The 19,191-nt window shown below is 70.2% G+C and carries 16 protein-coding genes; 7 read left to right on the plus strand and 9 right to left on the minus strand.

Annotated elements, in window-relative coordinates; translation table 11 throughout:
- Positions 1-69 precede the first annotated feature (69 nt).
- From ABT009_RS10715 to ABT009_RS10740, 6 genes are all read right to left on the minus strand, one after another.
- A complete protein-coding gene (locus ABT009_RS10715) occupies positions 70-987 on the minus strand; it encodes a hypothetical protein (protein ID WP_351291798.1) in 918 nt (305 codons plus the stop codon).
- A 40-nt stretch (positions 988-1,027) separates the two neighbouring features.
- Complete coding sequence (locus ABT009_RS10720) at positions 1,028-2,119, minus strand: hypothetical protein (RefSeq protein ID WP_351291800.1); 1,092 nt, start codon at positions 2,117-2,119, stop codon at positions 1,028-1,030.
- Positions 2,120-2,408: 289 nt separating this feature from the next.
- Positions 2,409-3,299: a transglutaminase family protein gene (locus tag ABT009_RS10725; protein WP_351292183.1), complete on the minus strand. Its 891-nt coding sequence runs from the start codon at positions 3,297-3,299 to the stop codon at positions 2,409-2,411.
- Positions 3,300-3,304: 5 nt separating this feature from the next.
- Complete coding sequence (locus ABT009_RS10730; RefSeq protein ID WP_351291802.1) at positions 3,305-4,237, minus strand: alpha-E domain-containing protein; 933 nt, start codon at positions 4,235-4,237, stop codon at positions 3,305-3,307.
- Positions 4,238-4,320: 83 nt separating this feature from the next.
- On the minus strand, positions 4,321-5,871 hold the full coding sequence (locus ABT009_RS10735) for a circularly permuted type 2 ATP-grasp protein (protein WP_351291804.1): 1,551 nt from the start codon (positions 5,869-5,871) through the stop codon (positions 4,321-4,323).
- Positions 5,872-5,957: 86 nt separating this feature from the next.
- On the minus strand, positions 5,958-6,941 hold the full coding sequence (locus ABT009_RS10740) for a helix-turn-helix transcriptional regulator (protein WP_351291806.1): 984 nt from the start codon (positions 6,939-6,941) through the stop codon (positions 5,958-5,960).
- Between the two features lie 296 nt (positions 6,942-7,237).
- Between ABT009_RS10740 and ABT009_RS10745 the strand changes: the two genes are divergently transcribed.
- The 3 genes from ABT009_RS10745 to ABT009_RS10755 all read left to right on the plus strand — a co-directional run bounded on the left by ABT009_RS10745 (position 7,238) and on the right by ABT009_RS10755 (position 9,326).
- Positions 7,238-7,567 (plus strand): (2Fe-2S)-binding protein, encoded by a 330-nt coding sequence (locus tag ABT009_RS10745; protein WP_351291808.1) that lies wholly within the window; start codon positions 7,238-7,240, stop codon positions 7,565-7,567.
- Between the two features lie 266 nt (positions 7,568-7,833).
- Positions 7,834-8,541 carry a helix-turn-helix domain-containing protein gene (locus tag ABT009_RS10750; protein ID WP_351291810.1) on the plus strand — a complete coding sequence of 236 codons (708 nt, stop codon included), beginning with the start codon at positions 7,834-7,836 and terminating at the stop codon, positions 8,539-8,541.
- Positions 8,538-9,326 (plus strand): hypothetical protein, encoded by a 789-nt coding sequence (locus ABT009_RS10755; protein ID WP_351291812.1) that lies wholly within the window; start codon positions 8,538-8,540, stop codon positions 9,324-9,326. Before ABT009_RS10750 ends, ABT009_RS10755 begins: the two co-directional genes overlap by 4 nt.
- 37 nt (positions 9,327-9,363) lie before the next feature.
- On the opposite strand, the gene ABT009_RS10760 is transcribed toward ABT009_RS10755, so the two are convergent.
- Positions 9,364-9,777: a pyridoxamine 5'-phosphate oxidase family protein gene (locus ABT009_RS10760; RefSeq protein WP_351291814.1), complete on the minus strand. Its 414-nt coding sequence runs from the start codon at positions 9,775-9,777 to the stop codon at positions 9,364-9,366.
- Between the two features lie 116 nt (positions 9,778-9,893).
- Between ABT009_RS10760 and clpB the strand changes: the two genes are divergently transcribed.
- Positions 9,894-12,491, plus strand: a complete 2,598-nt coding sequence (clpB, locus tag ABT009_RS10765; RefSeq protein ID WP_351291816.1) for an ATP-dependent chaperone ClpB — start codon at positions 9,894-9,896, stop codon at positions 12,489-12,491.
- Between the two features lie 145 nt (positions 12,492-12,636).
- Positions 12,637-13,173, plus strand: a complete 537-nt coding sequence (locus ABT009_RS10770) for a YbjN domain-containing protein (protein ID WP_351291818.1) — start codon at positions 12,637-12,639, stop codon at positions 13,171-13,173.
- Positions 13,174-13,185: 12 nt separating this feature from the next.
- On the opposite strand, the gene ABT009_RS10775 is transcribed toward ABT009_RS10770, so the two are convergent.
- Both ABT009_RS10775 and ABT009_RS10780 read right to left on the minus strand, forming a co-directional pair.
- A complete protein-coding gene (locus tag ABT009_RS10775) occupies positions 13,186-14,298 on the minus strand; it encodes a putative hexosyltransferase (protein WP_351291820.1) in 1,113 nt (370 codons plus the stop codon).
- 190 nt (positions 14,299-14,488) lie between these two features.
- On the minus strand, positions 14,489-15,751 hold the full coding sequence (locus ABT009_RS10780) for a pyridoxal phosphate-dependent aminotransferase (RefSeq protein WP_351291822.1): 1,263 nt from the start codon (positions 15,749-15,751) through the stop codon (positions 14,489-14,491).
- A gap of 932 nt (positions 15,752-16,683) precedes the next feature.
- Between ABT009_RS10780 and ABT009_RS10785 the strand changes: the two genes are divergently transcribed.
- Both ABT009_RS10785 and ABT009_RS10790 read left to right on the plus strand, forming a co-directional pair.
- Positions 16,684-17,202 (plus strand): DUF2617 family protein, encoded by a 519-nt coding sequence (locus ABT009_RS10785; protein ID WP_351291824.1) that lies wholly within the window; start codon positions 16,684-16,686, stop codon positions 17,200-17,202.
- Between the two features lie 268 nt (positions 17,203-17,470).
- Positions 17,471-19,120 carry a polyamine aminopropyltransferase gene (locus tag ABT009_RS10790; RefSeq protein WP_351291826.1) on the plus strand — a complete coding sequence of 550 codons (1,650 nt, stop codon included), beginning with the start codon at positions 17,471-17,473 and terminating at the stop codon, positions 19,118-19,120.
- The last annotated feature ends 71 nt before the right edge of the window (positions 19,121-19,191 follow it).

Here is a 19,191-nt window from a genome sequence, read left to right on the forward strand (position 1 = left end):
TCAATGACCAGGATCGAGCCGCTGAGTTGACTGGCTCGTTCTGAGCGGAGCCGAGCCGCGGCGCGCGGCTCAGAGGCTCACGAGGACAGAGCCGAGGAAGACGAGTGGGTACGCGGCGGTCAGTGCGGTGACGGGCAGGCCGAGGAGGGTGTACGCGAGGAAGAGGAGGGTCCGGACGGCGAGTCCGTTGCGGGCGGTGATCCGGTTCGGGTCGTACGGGTCGTACGTCACCTCGATGCGCTCCGGGTCGGTGGCGACCACCTTGCCGCTGCCGTTGTACTTCCGCTTGGTTCCCGACGCGTCGGTGAACGCGTAGACCTTGGTGACGGTGGTCTCGCCGTCGGTCCCGGTCCCGTAGCTCTTCTCCTTGAAGGTGGCCACGACCGTGATGCCCCGGCGGCGCAGGAGCCACCAGTCCACCGTGGTCCGGTACACGACCAGGGCGATCGCACACCCGACGAGGAAGGGTGTGAAGGAAGCAGCCCAGAGCACCACAGGCGCCCAGTTCCCGGTTGCCGCGGTCAGCCCGAGCCCCAGGACGAACAGGCCGCCCAGGGCCAGATGAGGCGCCCGGTCCTGGGCCGCTGCCAGCCAGCGGTCCTTGCGCTTCGCCGCTGAGGGCCGAGGCTCCATCGTCACCAATTCCGCGCCGTCCACGCGTGGTTGTGTGGCATCCCGGACGGGCAGGGCCGACGTGACCGCCGCGGCGAAGGCCTGGGCGGCCTCGCCGCTCGGTGAGCGGAGGGTGTAGACGACGGCATCGGTGCTCGCGGAGCCGGAGGTCAGGACGATCTCGGTGATACGCGACTTCGGCCCGCCCGTGGTACCTGCACCCAGGTCCTGTCCGGTACGGCCTCGCGTACGCACCGTCTCTATGGCGGCGAGCGGAATACGGATCCGCGATCGTCTCCACGCCTGCTCCAACAGCACGGCGTCCCGTCTGAAACGCGCCGTGACCCGGCGCCCCCGCAACACCAGTTCGGTCATGAGGCGACCGTACGGCAGTCGCGCGGGTGCTCCACACGGCTTACGCGATCGACGGGTCCGATTCCTCGACCACCTTCCAGGAGAGGCCCTCCGGGAGGGACTGGGTGGCTTCTCTGGTTCCCCGTATCGCACCGGTCACGATCGCGGCCGCCGCAAGGGCGCACAGAAGCCAGCTCAGGGCGGCCGGCAGATCGTCGGAGCCGAAGTACAGGACCGGGGCGGCGATCAGTGCCGCGAGGAAGGCGCCGCCGAGTATCGGGGTGTGAACGGGTGCCTGGAACTTGGCGGTTCGGGGCAGGTGGCGCGCCGTCCCGTCGCCGGGGTCTGCGCGGTGGGTGCCCGTCAGGTACGGGCGGGCCTCGTCCGGGTCGGTGAGGCCCATGAGGACCTCGCCGCTGTCGGCGACGAAGGCCGCGGGCAGCTCGTCCTCGATCAGCTTCCACCGCTCGGGCCAGCACAGCCACCCTTCCTGGCCACCGAGGAGCAGCGCTGCCCGGCCCACCTCGTCGGGCGGAGCGGCCAGCCTGATCTCGCGCTCGCCCGCCCGGAGGACGAGCCAGTGGAACTGCGTGACGTTCAGTTCGCCCGGTTTGTCGCCACGCTTGAGGTAGCGCATGCGGACCGGCTCACCGAGCCGCACCCGTACGGCGTGGACCTCGCCCTTGCCGGCGTCCTCGGCCAGGACACGTAGCTTGCGTCGTTGGTCGGCCTGGCTCACCTGGCGGCGCGCGAAGCCGATGGCCTTCACGGTCACGATGAAGACCAGGATGATCACCAGCCCGCTGAGGATGCCGCCCCTGGTACCGGCTGCCAGCCGGGTGAGCGTGAACGGGGTGAGGGCGATGAGGACGGCACCCGTCGCCCGGCCGGCGTCCCGGGCGGGGAGCGGGAGCTTGCGCGGCAGTGGTGTCGCGGAATCCGTCGCGGCCTGCGACGCCGGCCCGAGCGGAGGCGCCGTACGGCAGGCAAGCGCCCAGCCGGCGGCGGCGACCGCCGCCCCGCCCAGCGCCGAGAGGATGTCCCAGCGCGGCGCCGGCGCGTCGTAGCGCGCGAAGACCAGGATCAGGGCCACGGCCGCGCAGGCGAGAGCAGCGCAGGCCAGGGCGCGGGTGACGAGGGTGGAGCGTCGCATGTGCGTCCTTCACCGGGGCGGTGGAGCCGGGGTGGGGGAGGCACCGTCTCACTGGGGGCGGGTGGCGGGATGCGCGCGGACCTGCGGCTCGCGCGGTCGAACGTGGGGGCACGAGCATGGTGGGGCGGTGGCCGCGGCGCGGGTGTCAGTTTCCCTCATGATCCGGAGGGGAGTAAAGGGCCCGACGAGCTGTCGTGGCACGCGAGTTGGCGGCGCGCCGCCGCCCATGACCGGGCGACCGGGACACCCCCACTCGCGCACACGTCACCCGCGCACACGCCACCTCCGCTCACGCCACCCGCGTGAACTCCACCAGCACCTCCGGCGGTCCGCCCGCCACCCCCCGGTACACCCCCTTGTGCGGCGTCACGTCGTCGTAGTCCCGGCCCCGGCCCACGACCACATGGGACTCGTTCGCGCGGGTGCGGTTCGTCGGGTCGTAGCCGGACCAGTCGCCCGCCCAGTACTCGACCCAGGCGTGGCTCTGGCCCGCGACCGGGCGGTGGAGCTCCGCGTCGCGTTCCGGGTGGAGGTAGCCGGAGACGTAGCGGGTCGGCAGGCCGAGGGCGCGCAGCAGGCCCGCCGTGAGGTGGGCTATGTCCTGGCACACGCCGGCTCTCTGCTCCCAGGCCTCGGTGGCGACGGTCTGGACACCCGTCGCGCCGGGGACGTACGCGACCCGGTCGGCCACGAGGTCCGAGACGGCGACCGCCGTCTCGTGCGGGTCCAGGCCGTCGGCCGCGGCACGGGCCAGGTCGGCCAGCTCCTCGGTCACGGCGGTACGCCGGGTGGGAACCGCGTACTCCAACAGGCGTGAGTTCGCCGTCAGGTCGGCCATCTCCGCCCGGGTGGGCGGGGTCGCGAGAGGCCCCGGAGGGGAGGTCTCCACCAGGCTCAGCGCCGTGATCGTCAGGTCCTCGTGCGGCTCCATCAGATCGAACCCGGTGACCTGGGTGCCCCAGTAGTCCCAGTACGACCAGGTCGCCGTGGCCGGATGGATCGTCACGCGCGCGTCCAGCGTGGTCTGGCTCGGCAGGGTCAGCGGGGTCATGCGGACCTCGTTGTGCGAGGAGACCGCCGCCTGCGCGTACGAGACGCGTGTCTCGTGCCTGATCCGGAGCCTGCTCATCCGGGGAGCCGTCGTGCTCATCGTGTCCACGGTCGTCGTCCTTCCCGTCATCTCGCTCATGCTCCTTCCTGGGCCCATTCGACCGGGCCTTGGTACGGGAAGAACCTCTCCGCGACCGCCTCCGCCGAGGCCATGCAGGCCTGCTGCAGATCGCGCAGCAGGTGCGGGAGTCCGTCCCCCAGCGCGGCCGAGTCCAGATACTCGAGGCGCGTCCGCATCCGGCCTATCGGGCGGCGCGCCGGGTCCTGGCGCGGGCGGCCGAGCGCGGCCAGGCACTCCTCCGCAGTCGTCAGCGCATGCAGCGCCGAGCGCGGGAAGTCCCTGTCCAGAAGCAGGAATTCGGCCACCCGCGGGGTGTCGCCGAAACCGCCGTACACGCGCGCGTACGCCTCGTCCGCGCCGCTCGCGCTCAGCAGCGTCGGCCAGTCGGGCGCATGGGCGGCGTCCAGGACGCGTACCGACAGCAGCCTCACCGTCATGTCGACGCGCTCCAGGCTGCGGCCGAGGACCACGAAGCGCCAGCTGTCGTCCCGGCTCATCGTCGAGTCGGCGAGGCCGAAGAAGAGCGCGGCCCGGCGGCGTACCAGCTCCAGATACGCGTACGGGCCGGTGCGGCGGGCCGCCGTGCGCTGGTCGGCGAGCGCGTGCCAGGTGGAGTTGAGGCACTCCCACATCTCTGAGGAGACGGCCTCGCGGGCGCTGCGGGCGTTGAGCCGGGCCGCGCCCAGCGCGCCCTCGATGGAGCAGGTGGTGCGGGCGTCGAAGGCCAGCTGGTCGAGCACCTGCTGCATGTCGACGGGCTCGCCGCCGGCGTCCAGGCCGAGGATCGCGTACAGCGAACGGCACGCGGTGTCCTCGTCGCGCCACGGGTCCTCGAGGAGGCGGTGCAGATACGCGTCGAGGATGCGGGCGGTCGCGTCGGCGCGCTCGACGTAGCGGCCGGTCCAGGTGAGGGCTTCGGCGATACGGGAGAGGATCACGTCGTTCACGGCGGTACCTCCTGCGCCGGAGGGCTGTCCGGAAGTCTGTCCCGGCTGTCCTAGCTGTGCTTGCTGTCCTGCAGGGATGGTCTTCACTGCTGCTGCGCCCCTTCCTGTACGCCCTGGAGGGTGGTGCCGTCGGGCCCCAGCTGGCGCGGTGCGACCGGCGGCGGGGTGCCGGCCGGTTCGTCCGCCGCGGTGGACGCGGGGCCGCCGTCCGTGAGGACCCAGGTGTCCTTCGAGCCCCCGCCCTGGCTGGAGTTGACGATGAGGTTGCCCTCCTGGAGCGCCACCCGGGTGAGGCCGCCGGGCAGCACCCATACGTCGTCGCCGTCGTTCACGGCGAACGGGCGGAGATCTATGTGGCGCGGCGCCATGCCGTCGCCCGCCAGCGTGGGCGAGGTCGACAGGGCGACGGGGCGCTGGGCGATCCAGCCACGCGGATCGGCTGCGACCTCCTTGCGGACCCGGTCCAGCGTGGCCTTGTCGGCGTGCGGCCCGATGACGATGCCCTGGCCGCCGGCGCCGTCGACGGGCTTGATGACCAGCTGGTCGAGCTGGTCGAGCACGGCCTCCAACTGCCCCGGCTCATCGGGGCGGTAGGACTCGACGTTGGGCAGAATCGGTTCCTCAGAGAGGTAGTAGCGGATCAGATCCGGCACGTACGTATAGAGCAGCTTGTCGTCCGCGATGCCGTTGCCGACCGCGTTCGCGAGCGTGACCGTGCCCGCCTGCGCGGCGCTGAGGATGCCCGGGCAGCCGATCACCGAGTCCGGCCGGAAGTGCAGCGGATCGAGAAAGTCGTCGTCGAGCCGCCGGTATACGACATGGACCGGCATCTCGCCGCGCGTCGTACGCATCCACACCCGGTTGTTGCGGCAGACCAGATCGTGCCCCTCGACCAGCTGCACACCCATCAGCCGGGCGAGCAGGGCGTGTTCGAAGTATGCGGCGTTGTTCGGCCCGGGCGTCAGCACGACCACCCGCGGATCGGTGACCCCGTCGGGCGCGGCGGCCCGCAGCGCGGCCAGCAGCCGCTGGCAGTAGCCGTCGACCGGCAGCACATGCTGCTCGGCGAAGAGCGAGGGGAAGATCCGGGTCATCGCACGCCGGTTCTCGATGACGTACGAAACCCCGGACGGCACCCGTACGTTGTCCTCGAGCACCCGGAAATCGCCCTGCTCGTCGCGTACGAGGTCGATCCCGGCGACGTGGATGCGCACCCCGCCCGGTGGCTCGACGGGCCCCGCCGCTCTGTGGAAGTGCGGCGAGTTGAGCAGCAGCCGCCACGGCACCACACCGTCCTCGAAGGCCCGGCACGGACCGTAGGCGTCGGTGAGATACGCCTCCAGCGCCCTGACGCGCTGGGCGACGCCGCGCGAGATCAGGTCCCACTCGAGCGCGTCGAGTATCCGCGGCACGAGGTCCAGCGGCCAGGGCCGCTCCTCGCCCGCGAAGGCGTAGGTCACACCCCGGTCCGTGAACGACCGCGCCATCTGGTCCGCCCTGAACCTCAGTTCGGCCGGATCCATCGGTTGCAGTGCCGCCAGCACCGGCTCATAGGCGGTCCTGACTTCACCGGGCCGCTCAAACATTTCGTCCCATGCATCGGCCAACGCGTACGCGTCAAATATGTCCGCCATGGCGCGACGTTAGATGTCATACGTAACATCCCGGTCACCCGGTGATTTCCGGCAGCTCACGGGGAGCGCGGGCCGGCGGCTACGGCTCAGTCGTCCCGGTCGAGGATCCCCGACTGGGCGATGAGGTACCCGAGTTGCGCCCGGCTGCCGCTGCCGAGTGCCGCCGCGAGTTTGGCGATGTGGGCGCGGCACGTGCGTACGTTCATGCCGAGGCGGCGGGCTATGGCCTCGTCGACGTGGCCCTCGACGAGGAGCTTGGCTATGGAGCGCTGGACGCCGGAGATGCCGTCCGTGGCGGGGGCGTAGGGAGTCTCTTCGAGCAGGGGCACCGCACGGCGCCAGAGTTGTTCGAAGACCTTCACGAGGTACTCGACCAGGCCGGGGTGGCGCAGCTCCAGGGCGACGCGGCGGTCGTCGCGCGCCGGAATGAAGGCGACGGTCCGGTCGAAGATCATGAGGCGTTCGATGAGTTCCTCGAGGGTGCGTATCTCCACCTTGCCCTTGGCCATGATCTCGGCGTAGGCGAGGGTTCCCTGGCTGTGCCGCACGGTGTGCTGGTAGAGCGTGCGCATCGAGATGCCGCGCTCGATGACGGCCTGGCCGCGCTTCAGCGCCGCGCCGAGCACGTTCTCGCTGCGGCCGCCGCCCGGCTGCACGGTGAGCACCTCGGAGTGGCATTCGGCCGTGGCGAGGTCGATGGCCGCGTTGATGCGCTCGATACCCTCGAGCACCGTCACCGCGGGGGTGGACTGGAGGTTCTGGGCGCTGAGGCCCATGAACGGCTCGAAAGAGTCGGTCAGTTCGATGGCGAAGGCCCTGCGCTCCTGGATCTCGCGCTCGATCGGATGGAGCCGTTGCGCCAGCGCCGCCGTCGGCGGAACTGGGTGAAGCCAGTCGGGGTCGTCCGGATCGGGGTGCAGGAGCGCGAGCTCCAGGAGGCAGGGAGCGGGTGCGACCTCCGTGCGCCCTATGCGCCCCAGGCGCAGAGCGTCGGCGTACAAACGCTTCCCTGCATCGCACAGTTCGGTCACCCCATGGGGATGTGTCCGTTGTGTGGTTTTTTTGTGCAAAATGCCCCCCCCTCAGGGTCCTGAACGTGCAGGAACATGATGCATCGCTTCTGTGGCTTTGACGTGGGTTGATGAGCCATCGTCTTGAAGGCGGGGGAGAGACATCTGGAAGTGAGGACGAAGCCCACTATGTGCAAGAGAATGCTTCGCACGGTGCTTGCCGTGGCCTTCTCCGCCGGATTGGTTCTCGGCGCGGTGAGCCCTCTGGATCTCGGCTGGGACAGCGCGCCGGCCTCGAGTGTCGCGACTGCACCTCCGGACCTCGGTTGGGACACGGCCCCGGCAGGCGCGGACGCATGACCATCCCACCCGACGACCGGTCCTTCCGCCGCGAAATGGCGACCGCCTATCGATCGGGCTGGCACTTCATCGACCTCGTCACGGCGATCCCCCACCGCGGCGACTCGTTGATGGTGACGCTGGTCGGTGAGCCGATCGTCGTGGTGCGCGAGGAGGACGAGGACGTACGGGCGTACCGGTGCCTGCGTCGGCCGCGGGGTGCCCCACAGCCCGTGCGGTGTGCGGTCCGGTACGGAATGATCTTTGTGAACCTCGACCAGCGGGACCATCAGCCGGTCGAGCAGGAGGCACCAGAAACTTTCTCCGCCACCCCCCGCAGTGCCTGACGCGATTCCCCCGTCGTTACAAATCGCTCAGGTGCTTCCCCCCGCAGCGGCGTCACCGTGACCTGAACACGGTGGCGCCGCTGCAGTTTGCGCCGACGCGCGGCCTGGGGTGCCCCCTGGTGGGGCGCCCACCCGCTTTTGCGCGAGCACGCGACCGGCCGTGCGATCGCGCTCCCATTGCTTCTTCTCTTGTCGATTGGCAATACTTGAGCCAAGCCTTGGCTCTTCTGTTGTCGTTTGGCAAGAGAAGTGCAGACGGGAGGTGCGTGATCGAAGCTTCGGTCTCCGAGGCCGCGGAGAGGCTGGGCGTCTCACGGCAGCGGGTGCTCGCCCTGATCCGCGACGGGCAGCTGCCGGCCCGCCTGATCGGCGGGCGCTGGGTCGTGCTGATGGAGGACGTGGACGTCCTGAGACGGGATCGGCTCGCGGGTCGGCCGATGGCCGCACGGGTGGCCTGGGGGCTGCTCGATCTTCTGGATGGCGGGAGCGCGGCTTGGCTCACGGCTTCCGAGCGCGCGCGTCTGCGGACGCGGCTGCGGGCAAGGCCGTCGGTCGTGCAGGTCGCCCACTGGGCGAGGCGGCGCAGCGAGGTGCTGTGGCTCCGCGGGCATTCCGCGGCGCTGCCGAGACTGCTCGCCTTCGAGGGCGCCGTGCCCACCGGGGCATCGGCGCCGGGGCAGGACATCGTGGATCCCGGCCGGGTGGAGGTGTACCTGAGGCAGGGCGACGCCGACAGTGCGATGCGGAAGCTGGCCCTGCGGCCCGTGTCCAGGCGTGAGGCGAACGCTGTGGTCAAGGTGCCTCAAGATCTCTGGCCATTCGAAACCGGCCCCGGGCGGGCCGCGGTCGCGCTCGACCTGTGGGAGGCGGGAGACGAGCGCTCGCGACGAACCGCCGAACGGCTGTACTCGAGGCTGCTGGATGCCCGTTTCCCAGCCTCGGAATTTCCGGCCCCGGACGAGGATGCGACATGACCGAAGGCATTCCGAGGCTGAACATCACCCCGGTCGAGCTGCCCCCGCTCGCGGGTGCAGCCGATGAGCTGTGGCGGCTGCTGCTCGACCTGGCGGAGGTGGTCGATGCTCCGTGGACACTTGTCGGTGGTCAGATGGTGATGCTGCACGGCCTGCAGCTCGGCCGCCCGTCGCCTCGTGTTTCCGTGGACATCGACACCGTCGTCGACGTACGGGCCGATCCCCGAGGCATGCGGCGTATGGTCCGCGCTCTCACGAGCCTCGGTCTCGTCCCCGCGGGCGCACCCGGCCCGAACGGGCTGATGCACCGATACGTGAAGCCGGGTACGGAGATCGCGGTGGATCTCGATGCGCCCGCCACGTCTGTGGACGTGCTGGTCCCCGAGGGGCTGGGGCCTTCCGCGGACGTGACCACGAGCCCTCAGGGCCGCGCCTTTCCTGCTCCCGGAGCGACGCAGGCACTGGCGCGCACGGAACTGGTACCGGTGTCGTACGAAGGCAGGACCGCGACGGTTCCACGGCCGAACCTGCTCGGCGCCATCGTCGGCAAGGCTGTCGGAGCCGTCGCCGACAGCCGGGAACCGGAACGCCACCTCCGGGATCTCGCCTTCCTGTGCAGTCTTGTGGAGGATCCGTTTGCGCTGGCGGAAGGAGTCACGCCCAAGGACCGCAAACGAATCCGCCAGGCGGCGAGGAAGCTTGAGATCTCGTCCCCGTACTGGAACGGGCTGGACGATCACGGTGATGACGCCCGAGCGACCTGGCAGGTGCTCATGGGGGCATGAGGCAGCGTCGGACGCATGCCCATAGCGGCCGTAGTGATCAGCCGCGGCCCATCGCCGCCGTCAGGCGTATCTCGATCGCCACGCGGTCCGGGTTCGGGGACGGCGTGCGGCCGTAGCGCTGCTCGTAGCGGCGCTCGGCCTCCGCGATGCGGGCCGGCTCCGTGTGCACGGTCGCGCGACCCTCGAGGGTCGCCCACCGGCGACCGTCGACCTGGCACACCGCGACCCGCGCACCCTCGGCCCCGGCGGCCAGTACGTGCCCCACCTTCGCGCTCGACTTGTTCGTGATCACGCGCGCCAGGCCCGCCTCAGGGTCGTACGTCACCCCGACCGGCACCACGTGCGGCGTGCCGTCGGGCCTGAGCGTCGTCAACGTGCACAGGTGCCGCTCTCGCCAGAAGCTGAGGTAGGCGGGGTCGGGACGAAGCGGATCGACGGGGTACGCAGCCATGGGTGCGAATGTACTTCGTACTTCCCCGAGCAGTGTTGAGTGGAATAGACTCAACTTTGTGTACGTTGGCAAAGTCAGCTTGAGGATGGGCTGACACCAAGGAGGAGACAGCGAACGTGGACGCCGAGCTGACCAACAGGAGCCGGGACGCGCTTGGCGCGGCGAGCAACCGGGCCGTGACCGAGGGGCATCCGGATCTGACCCCCGCCCACCTGCTCCTCGCGCTGCTCGAGGGCCAGGACAACGAGAACATCACCGACCTGCTCGCCGCGGTCGAGGCCGACATGGCCGCCGTGCGCGCGGGCACCGAGCGCCTGCTCTCCGCGCTGCCCAGCGTCACCGGCTCCACCGTCGCACCGCCGCAGCCCAACCGCGACCTGCTGGCCGTCATCGCCGACGCCACGGAGCGCGCGAAGAGTCTCGGCGACGACTACATCTCCACGGAGCACCTGCTCATCGGCATCGCCGCGAAGGGCGGCCAGGCCGGGGAGCTGCTCTCCCAGCAGGGCGCTACCGCCAAGAAGCTGCTGGACGCTTTCCAGAAGACGAGGGGAGGGCGCCGGGTGACCACACCGGACCCGGAGGGTCAGTACAAGGCCCTGGAGAAGTTCGGTACGGACTTCACCGCGGCCGCGCGCGACGGCAAGCTCGACCCCGTCATCGGGCGGGACCAGGAGATCCGCCGCGTGGTGCAGGTGCTGTCCCGCCGTACGAAGAACAACCCCGTGCTCATCGGTGAGCCCGGCGTCGGCAAGACCGCCGTCGTCGAGGGCCTCGCCCAGCGCATCGTGAAGGGCGACGTGCCCGAGTCGCTGAAGAACAAGCGGCTCGTGGCGCTGGACATCGGCGCGATGGTCGCGGGCGCCAAGTACCGCGGCGAGTTCGAGGAGCGCCTGAAGACCGTCCTCGCCGAGATCAAGGACAGCGACGGGCAGATCATCACGTTCATCGACGAGCTGCACACCGTCGTGGGCGCGGGCGCCGGCGGCGACTCCGCCATGGACGCGGGCAACATGCTCAAGCCCATGCTGGCCCGCGGCGAGCTGCGCATGGTGGGCGCGACCACGCTCGACGAGTACCGCGAACGCATCGAGAAGGACCCGGCCCTGGAGCGCCGCTTCCAGCAGGTCCTGGTCGCCGAGCCCACCGTCGAGGACACCATCGCGATCCTCCGCGGCCTCAAGGGGCGGTACGAGGCCCATCACAAGGTGCAGATCGCGGACAGCGCTCTCGTGGCCGCCGCGACCCTGTCCGACCGGTACATCACCTCGCGGTTCCTCCCCGACAAGGCCATCGACCTGGTCGACGAGTCCGCGTCCCGGCTCCGTATGGAGATCGACTCCTCGCCCGTCGAGATCGACGAGCTCCAGCGGGCAGTGGACCGCCTGAAGATGGAGGAGCTGGCGCTCGAGAAGGAGACCGATCCGGCCTCCCGCGAGCGGCTGGAGAAGCTGCGCCGCGACCTCGCCGACAAGGAGGAGGAGCTGCGCGGGCTGACCGCACGCTGGGAGAAGGAGAAGCAGTCCCTCAACCGCGTCGGTGAGCTGAAGGAGAAGCTCGACGAGCTGCGCGGCCAGGCCGAACGCGCCCAGCGCGACGGCGACTTCGACACCGCGTCCAAGCTGCTGTACGGCGAGATCCCGGCCCTGGAGCGCGACCTGGAGGCCGCGTCCGAGGCCGAGGAGGAGGCCTCCAAGGACACGATGGTCAAGGACGAGGTCGGCGCCGACGACATCGCCGAGGTGGTCGGCGCCTGGACCGGCATCCCCGCAGGCCGGCTCCTCGAAGGCGAGACGCAGAAGCTGCTGCGCATGGAGGACGAGATCGGTCGGCGCCTCATCGGCCAGACCGAGGCCGTACGGGCCGTCTCCGACGCCGTACGCCGCACCCGCGCCGGCATCGCCGACCCGGACCGGCCCACCGGCTCGTTCCTCTTCCTCGGCCCGACGGGCGTCGGCAAGACCGAGCTCGCCAAGGCCCTCGCCGACTTCCTCTTCGACGACGAGCGGGCCATGGTCCGCATCGACATGAGCGAGTACGGCGAGAAGCACAGCGTCGCCCGGCTCGTCGGTGCGCCTCCCGGCTACGTCGGCTACGAGGAGGGCGGCCAGCTCACCGAGGCCGTACGCCGCCGCCCGTACTCGGTGATCCTCCTGGACGAGGTCGAGAAGGCGCACCCCGAGGTCTTCGACATCCTGCTGCAGGTCCTCGACGACGGGCGGCTGACCGACGGCCAGGGGCGGACGGTGGACTTCCGCAACACCATCCTCGTCCTGACCTCGAACCTCGGCAGCCAGTTCCTCGTCGATCCGACGACCGGCGAGCAGGAGAAGAAGGAACAGGTCCTGGAGATCGTCCGCGCGTCCTTCAAGCCGGAGTTCCTCAACCGGCTCGACGACATCGTGGTCTTCTCCGCCCTGGACAAGGACGAGCTGCAGCGCATCGCCAAGCTCCAGATCGACCGGCTCGCGAAGCGGCTGGCCGAACGGCGCCTCACGCTGGAGGTCACGCCCGAGGCGCTGGCCTGGCTCGCGGACGAGGGCAACGACCCGGCGTACGGGGCACGGCCGCTGCGCCGCCTCGTGCAGACCGCCATCGGCGACCGGCTCGCGAAGGAGATCCTCGCCGGCGAGGTCAAGGACGGCGACACGGTCCGCGTCGACGTCTTCGGCGACGGGCTGCTCGTCGGTCCGGCCACCGGCAAGACGCTCTGACCGGAAAGTCCGGTGACCGCAGGTCACCGGCGGGACGCTCTGAGCGGAATCCGGCCACGGATACCCGAACCACCGGGGGCGGGGCTTGCCATGCCCCGCCCCTCCTGAGGGAGGATGGCGAGATCCGTACGAAGGGAAAAACACGGTGAGCATCGACCCGTCCTCGATTCCGAACTTCGGGGGCCAGCCGGGGCCGCAACAGCCCCAAGGACCGGCGGGCCCCGTCGTCCCGGATCAGGACCTCGTGAAGCAGCTCCTGGAGCAGATGGAGCTGAAGTACGTCGTCGACGACGAGGGTGACCTCGCGGCGCCGTGGGAGCAGTTCCGTACGTATTTCATGTTCCGCGGCGAGGGCGACCAGCAGGTTTTCTCTGTGCGTACGTTCTACGACCGGCCGCACCAGATCGACGAGAAGCCGCAGCTGCTCGAGTCCATCGACGACTGGAACCGCCGCACCCTGTGGCCCAAGGTCTACACCCACACGCACGACGACGGCACGGTCCGTCTCATCGGCGAGGCGCAGATGCTGGTCGGCACCGGTGTCAGCCTGGAGCACTTCGTGTCGTCGACCGTCAGCTGGGTGCGGGCCGCCATCGAGTTCGACCGCTGGCTCGTCGAGCAGCTGGGGCTCGAGAAGGAGATCGACAACACCGAGAAGCCCGAAGACGAGGACGACGAGTAGACCACGCTCGCGTCACAGAGGGGTATGGGCGATCGCGACCAGATACGCGCCGTACGCCATCGAGAGCCCGGCCAGGGCGCCGACCACCAGGACGGCGTGCAGCGGCCGGGCTCTCGCCGTCCGTGCGAGCGCGCACGCGAGCGGCAGCAGCAGCGGGAACGCAGGCAGCAGGAAGCGCGGCTTGGACTCGAAGAACCCCGAGCCGGCGATGGTGATCAGCAGCAGGGCGCCGCTGTGGACGAGCAGCGGAAGCGGTGCGCGGTCGGCGATCAGCAGCGCGTACAGGAGCACGCCGGCCGCGACGATCACCATCGTCATGGGGAAGACCAGCCGGTCGCCTTCGAGCAGCAGATGCCTGACGAACAGAAGCGAGTCGGCACCGAAGTCGAAGCGCGAACCCCAGCCGCGCTGCACCGCGAAGTAGCCGCCGAGCGGATCCCCCTTGCGAAATCCGACCCACAGGACGAAGGCGCACCAGCCGACCGGAGCGAGCGCGGCGCCCGTCCACAGGCTGTGGGGAACGCGGCCGCGGCGCTTCCACACCTCGCACCCGGCCGCGGCGACGACCGCGGCGGCCACCGCGAACCCGTTGGGACGCGAGGCCCCGGCGAGCGCCGCCAGCACCCCCGCCCACAGCCAGCGCCCGGTGAGTACCGCGTACAGCGACCAGGCGGCGAAGGCGGTGAGCACCGGCTCGGTGTAGGCCATGGAGAGGACGACCGAGTGGGGGAGCAGGCCCCACAGAAGGACCAGCAGGGTGGCTACGCCGTGTCCGTGCAGCAGCACCCCGATCCGGTACATGCCCCATGCGGCGGCCATGGCGGCCGTCCAGGACACCAGCAGTCCGGCGGCGCCCCCGCTGACCGGGACGACGGCGGTGACCATCCGCACGAGGCCGGGGTAGAGCGGGAAGAACGCCAGGTCGCTGTGGATGACACCCGGCTCGAAGTGCAGGGTGCGGCCGTACCCGTGGACGGCGATCCCGAGGTACCACAGGGAGTCCCAGGACCGTCCCAGCAGCGCGAACGTGCTCTTCCCGGTGAGATGCGCGGCGGCCGCGAGGACGAAAACGCCGCACAGCCGGGCAGCGACGAAGAGCCCGAGAGCCGTGGCCGCCGTCGCCATGAGGCGTTCCGTCCGGGGTCCCACCAGGCGCCTGAGGCGCTGGTGGAGGCCCGGGTGGGCACAACTCGCGGTACCGGCCGCCTCGAGCGGAGCAGGGGCAACAGTGCGCGGGAAGGTCACATCCGCACCCTCTGTCCACCGACACGCCAGCGCGAGCGGAAATCCCCCAGTCGGGTGCGCGGCCGACCGCCTACGCCCTGAGGCGCTTCACGGCCTCCTCCAGGACCTCCTTCTGCTTGCAGAACGCGAAGCGGACGAAGGGCGCTCCCGCGGCCCGGTGGTCGTAGAACACGGCGTTGGGGATGGCGACGACACCGGCGCGCTCCGGTAGCGCCCGGCAGAACGCGAAGCCGTCGGACTCGCCGAGCGGCCGGATGTCGGTCGTCACGAAGTACGTTCCGGCCGGCCGGTAGACCGCGAACCCCGCCTCCGCCAGCCCCTCGCTGAGCAGGTCGCGCTTCTCCTGCATGTCGCGGCGGAAGCTCTCGAAGTACGTGTCGGGAAGCGCGAGCGCCTCGGCCACCGCGTACTGGAACGGTCCGGACGAGACGTACGTCAGGAACTGCTTGGCCGAGCGGACCGCGGTCACCAGCTCCGCCGGGGCCGTCACCCAGCCGACCTTCCAGCCGGTGAACGAGAACGTCTTGCCCGCAGAACCGATGGTGACCGTCCGCTCACGCATCCCCGGGAACGTGGCCAGCGGGATGTGCTCCGCGTCGTCGAAGACCAGATGCTCGTACACCTCGTCCGTGACGACGAGGAGGTCTCGCTCCACGGCCAGCTCCGCGATCGCGGTGAGCTCCTCGCGGGTGAGCACCGTGCCGGTCGGGTTGTGCGGAGTGTTGATCAGCAGCAGGCGCGTGCGGGCCGTGACCGCGTCGCGCAGCTCGTCGAGGTCCAGCCGGAACCGCCTGTGCACGGCGTCCGCGTCGCCCGGGTCACCGTGGGGGCTCGGATACGGCTCCTCGTGCGGGCGCAGCGTGACGGGCACGCGGGTGCCGCCTGCCATCGCGATGCACGCGGCGTACGAGTCGTAGTACGGCTCGAGCGCCACCACCTCGTCGCCGGGCTCCAGCAGCGCAAGGAGCGAGGCCGCGATCGCCTCCGTCGCGCCCGCCGTGACGAGGACCTCGGTGTCCGGGTCGTACGACAGCCCGTACCGGCGCTGCTGGTGCGCGGCGACGGCCTGGCGCAGCTCCGGCACGCCCGGGCCCGGCGGGTACTGGTTGCCGCGCCCGTCGCGCAGCGCCCTGACCGCGGCCTCGCGGACCTCCTCCGGGCCGTCGGTGTCGGGGAAGCCCTGGCCGAGGTTGATCGAGCCGGTCCGTACGGCGAGCGCGGACATCTCCGCGAAGATCGTCGTACCGAACTCGGCGAGACGGCGGTTGAGCAGGGGGCGCCGTTCCGTGCCGGAGGCGGCGGGGGAGCCGGAAGAGGAGGTCATGGCGGCCATCCTGCGCCGAAGCTCTGGACTTCCTCAACTCTGCTTTGGCCCCGCAAGGCCGGGGGCATCCCCAAGCCACGCAGGAAGCGAGGGTCCACGGGGGGCCTGCTTCGGGGGAACGAAAGGAGGGATGCAGCCATGGCAGTAGGCATCATCCTGGCGGCAGTGGTCGTTTTCGCGATCATTCTGATGCTCGTGGCGGCGACGAAGGGCGACAACAGAAGGGCCGGACGGAAGGCCGCACGGGGTTCGCGTGCGCGGGGTTCGTCGGACGGTGGCTGGTGGGCCGCCGGGGGCGTGGACCCCGGCGGGTCTTCGTCCTGCAGCAGCAGCTCGTCGTGCGGGGGTGGCTCTTCGTGTGGCGGCGGTGGTGGCGGCGGCGGAGGCTGCGGAGGCGGCTCCTGACGCGACCGGTCACCGCACGGGGTCACTGGAGCGCGCTACACAGAAGTGCGGAGCCCGGCGACGCGCGGTGACTGGAGCGCGCTACACACGGTGGCGAAGCCGGACGCGCGAACTGACGGTTCCAGGACAACTGGAGCGCGCTACACCCGTACGTGACACACCCGTCCGTACGACGCCGGTTCGGCGCCAGCAGCGGTTCGGTCTCCCTGGCAGAACAGCGCCCGCAGGGCAAGTCCCCTGCGGGCGCTATGCAGTTGAACAGGTGAGCAGTGGAGCCCTCGCGGGGATGGAAAGCTTGCCAAGTTGGGTAAAAGCGCTGTGACACCGCTGTTGTTCATGATTTCCTTTTAACCGTCAACATAGCCGCTCTTAACAGTCAACACAGCTTTCCGTGACCGTCAACGCAGCCCTCGGGGGACCTTCTCGTGGGCACGAGTCGGCGCACCGATCGCCCGGTGTCCGACCGGGCAGATCTCCTGGTGTCTTCCGGGGGCGCGCCGGCCTCCCCCTCTTTTGCGTGTTTATGCGGAGCCCCCATGCTCACCACCCTCAACACCGCCTATACCGACACGCGCGCGGCCGACCTCGCCTGGGCACTCGGAAGGGAGCCGCTCCCCGCGCTCGCCACTCTCGACGTCGAACTCCCAGGCGCAAATTTGCAGTTGAGGCTCCTCGGCGCGTCCCACCAGGTGCTCCTGGAGGAGGAGCACGGCACCTGCTCGGAGACCGTCGCCTGCATCCCGGGCAGCAGCACGCCGCTGCCGCTCGGGGTCGCCAAGCGCGTCGGCGACTGGGAGTACGAGTTCGCGGCGCGCGTCGAGACGCTCTCACCGGGCTCCTTCGCCGGACGCGCACAGGAGCTCCTCGCGCTGGTCGCCGACCATCCGAACGGCCTGGCGGGCGTCTTCCCCGGCAGTCCCTACGCGTTCACCGCGATGCTGGCCCAGCGCAACGAGGGGCAGGTGCACTGGCGTACGTGGCATGCGTACCCGCAGGAGGGGCAGCTTGTGGCGACCCGTACGCGCGTGGGAGTCAGGGTGCCGGCCGTGCTGTGACGACCACCCCGTTGTGTCCCCCGTTGTGACTGCCCTGTTGTGACCGCTCCGTTGTCCCCGCCCCGTTGTGACCGCCTCTTTTTGTGATCGGCGTGCCGTTTTCGGTGTGTTATGTCCGCTATGCCGTTGTCGGTCTGTTGTGTCCGTGTGTGGTGAACGCCCTTCTGGGGAAAGTGCGTTGAGATGTAGCCGAGTATGCGTTCGGCGCACCAGTTTCCACGCGTGTGGGTGACTGGACGCTGCCGTGCGGTGACGTAGCGTTCGCAGCGTGGTGGATACATCAGCGCGCGCCGCACCGACGGGCTCCCCGCCGTCCAGGAGCAGGGAGAGACCGGCGCCCCTGCCCGTGCGCTCCGAGACTGGACGGTTCTTCGTTCTCCTCGGCGCCTTCATCTGTGCGGCCTGCGGTCTTGTATACGAACTCGAACTGGTCGCCATCGCGACGTACTTGACAGGCGACTCGGTCACCCAGACCTCGGTCGTCCTGTCCGTGATGGTCTTCGCCATGGGGATCGGATCGCTCGCCGCCAAGCGGCTGCGGTGCAGGGCGGCGGCCGGATTCGGCGCGGTCGAGGCGGTGCTCGCGCTCGTCGGCGGGTGCAGCGCGATGGCGTTGTATGCGGTCTTCGCCTGGACCGGATCCCTCGGGGGAGCCTGGGCCGGCGGACCTCGGTATCTGCTGGTGGCGCTCTCACTGGTCATCGGCGTGCTCATCGGCGCCGAAGTGCCGCTGCTGATGGTGCTGATCCAGCGCATCCGTCGGCAGGACGCAGGAGGCGCGGTCGCCGATCTCTTCGCCGCCGACTATGTGGGTGCGCTGATCGGGGGGCTCGCCTTCCCGTTCCTTCTCCTCCCGCTGTACGGGCAGTTGACGGGTGCGCTGCTCACCGGCGCGGTCAATGCGCTCACGGGCGCCGCGCTGGTACTCGGCCTGTTCCGGCGGGACCTGTCGGTGCGCAGCCGGCGCACGCTGATCGCCGTCAACGCGGCTGTGCTCGCCCTGCTCGCCACGGGTGTCGCCCTCGTCGACGACTTCGAGCAGGCGGCACGGGAGGCCATGTACGGTCCGCACGTCCGGGCCGTCGTCCGGACCGACGAACAGGAGATCGTTCTCACCGCTGGCAGGAACGGTTCTGTGGATCTTTTCTTCGATGGGCGGCTGCAGATGAGCAGCCTCGACGAGCGCCGCTATCACGAGGCGCTGGTCCAGCCCGCGATGAACGGCCCGCACGCGCACGTGCTCATCCTCGGCGGAGGCGACGGCCTCGCGGCCCGCGAAGTGCTGCGGTACAGCGGGGTGCGGCGGGTGGACGTGGTCGAACTCGACGCGGGCGTCGTGCGGCTGGCACGCACCGATCCGGCGCTCAGCGCGCTGAACGGGCACGTGTACCGGGATCCTCGGGTGAACGTCATCGGCGGCGGTGCCTTCCATCGGCTGCGCGGCATGGACCATACGTACGACGTGGTGATCTCGGATCTGCCCGATCCCGCTCTCACGAGGAGCGCGAAGCTCTACTCCCAGGAGTTCTACGGGCTGGTCTCGCGGGTGCTGGCCGACGACGGGCGGCTCGTGGTCCACGCAGGCTCCGCGAGCTCCCGCCCTCGCGTCTTCTGGACGGTCGAGGCGACCGTCCGCTCCGCCGGGCTGCGGACCGCGCCGTACCGCGTGGAGGGGCGGCTCACCCGTTCCGCTTCCCTGCTCGATCGTGTGTCGAGTGGTTCGCGTGCGCCGCACGACTGGGCGTTCGTGCTGGCCGGCCGTACGCGGCCGCTTCTGGCGCTCGACCCGGCGGGGCCACCGCCCCACTCGCTCACCCAGTCCGTGCTGGACACGGGTGCGCGGGAGCTCGGGCGGGCGCGGCTGGCGGGGCTGCCGCCTTCGACGTTGGTGCATCCGCGGTATGGGGCGGGGAACTGAGGGGCCGGGGTCTGTGGGGCGGTGGCTTCGCCGGGGTTGCTGCATTCGCTGGGGCGGTGGGGCGCTGGGTC

The sequence above is a fragment of the Streptomyces sp. NPDC002896 genome (assembly GCF_040295225.1).
Lineage (GTDB): Bacteria > Actinomycetota > Actinomycetes > Streptomycetales > Streptomycetaceae > Streptomyces.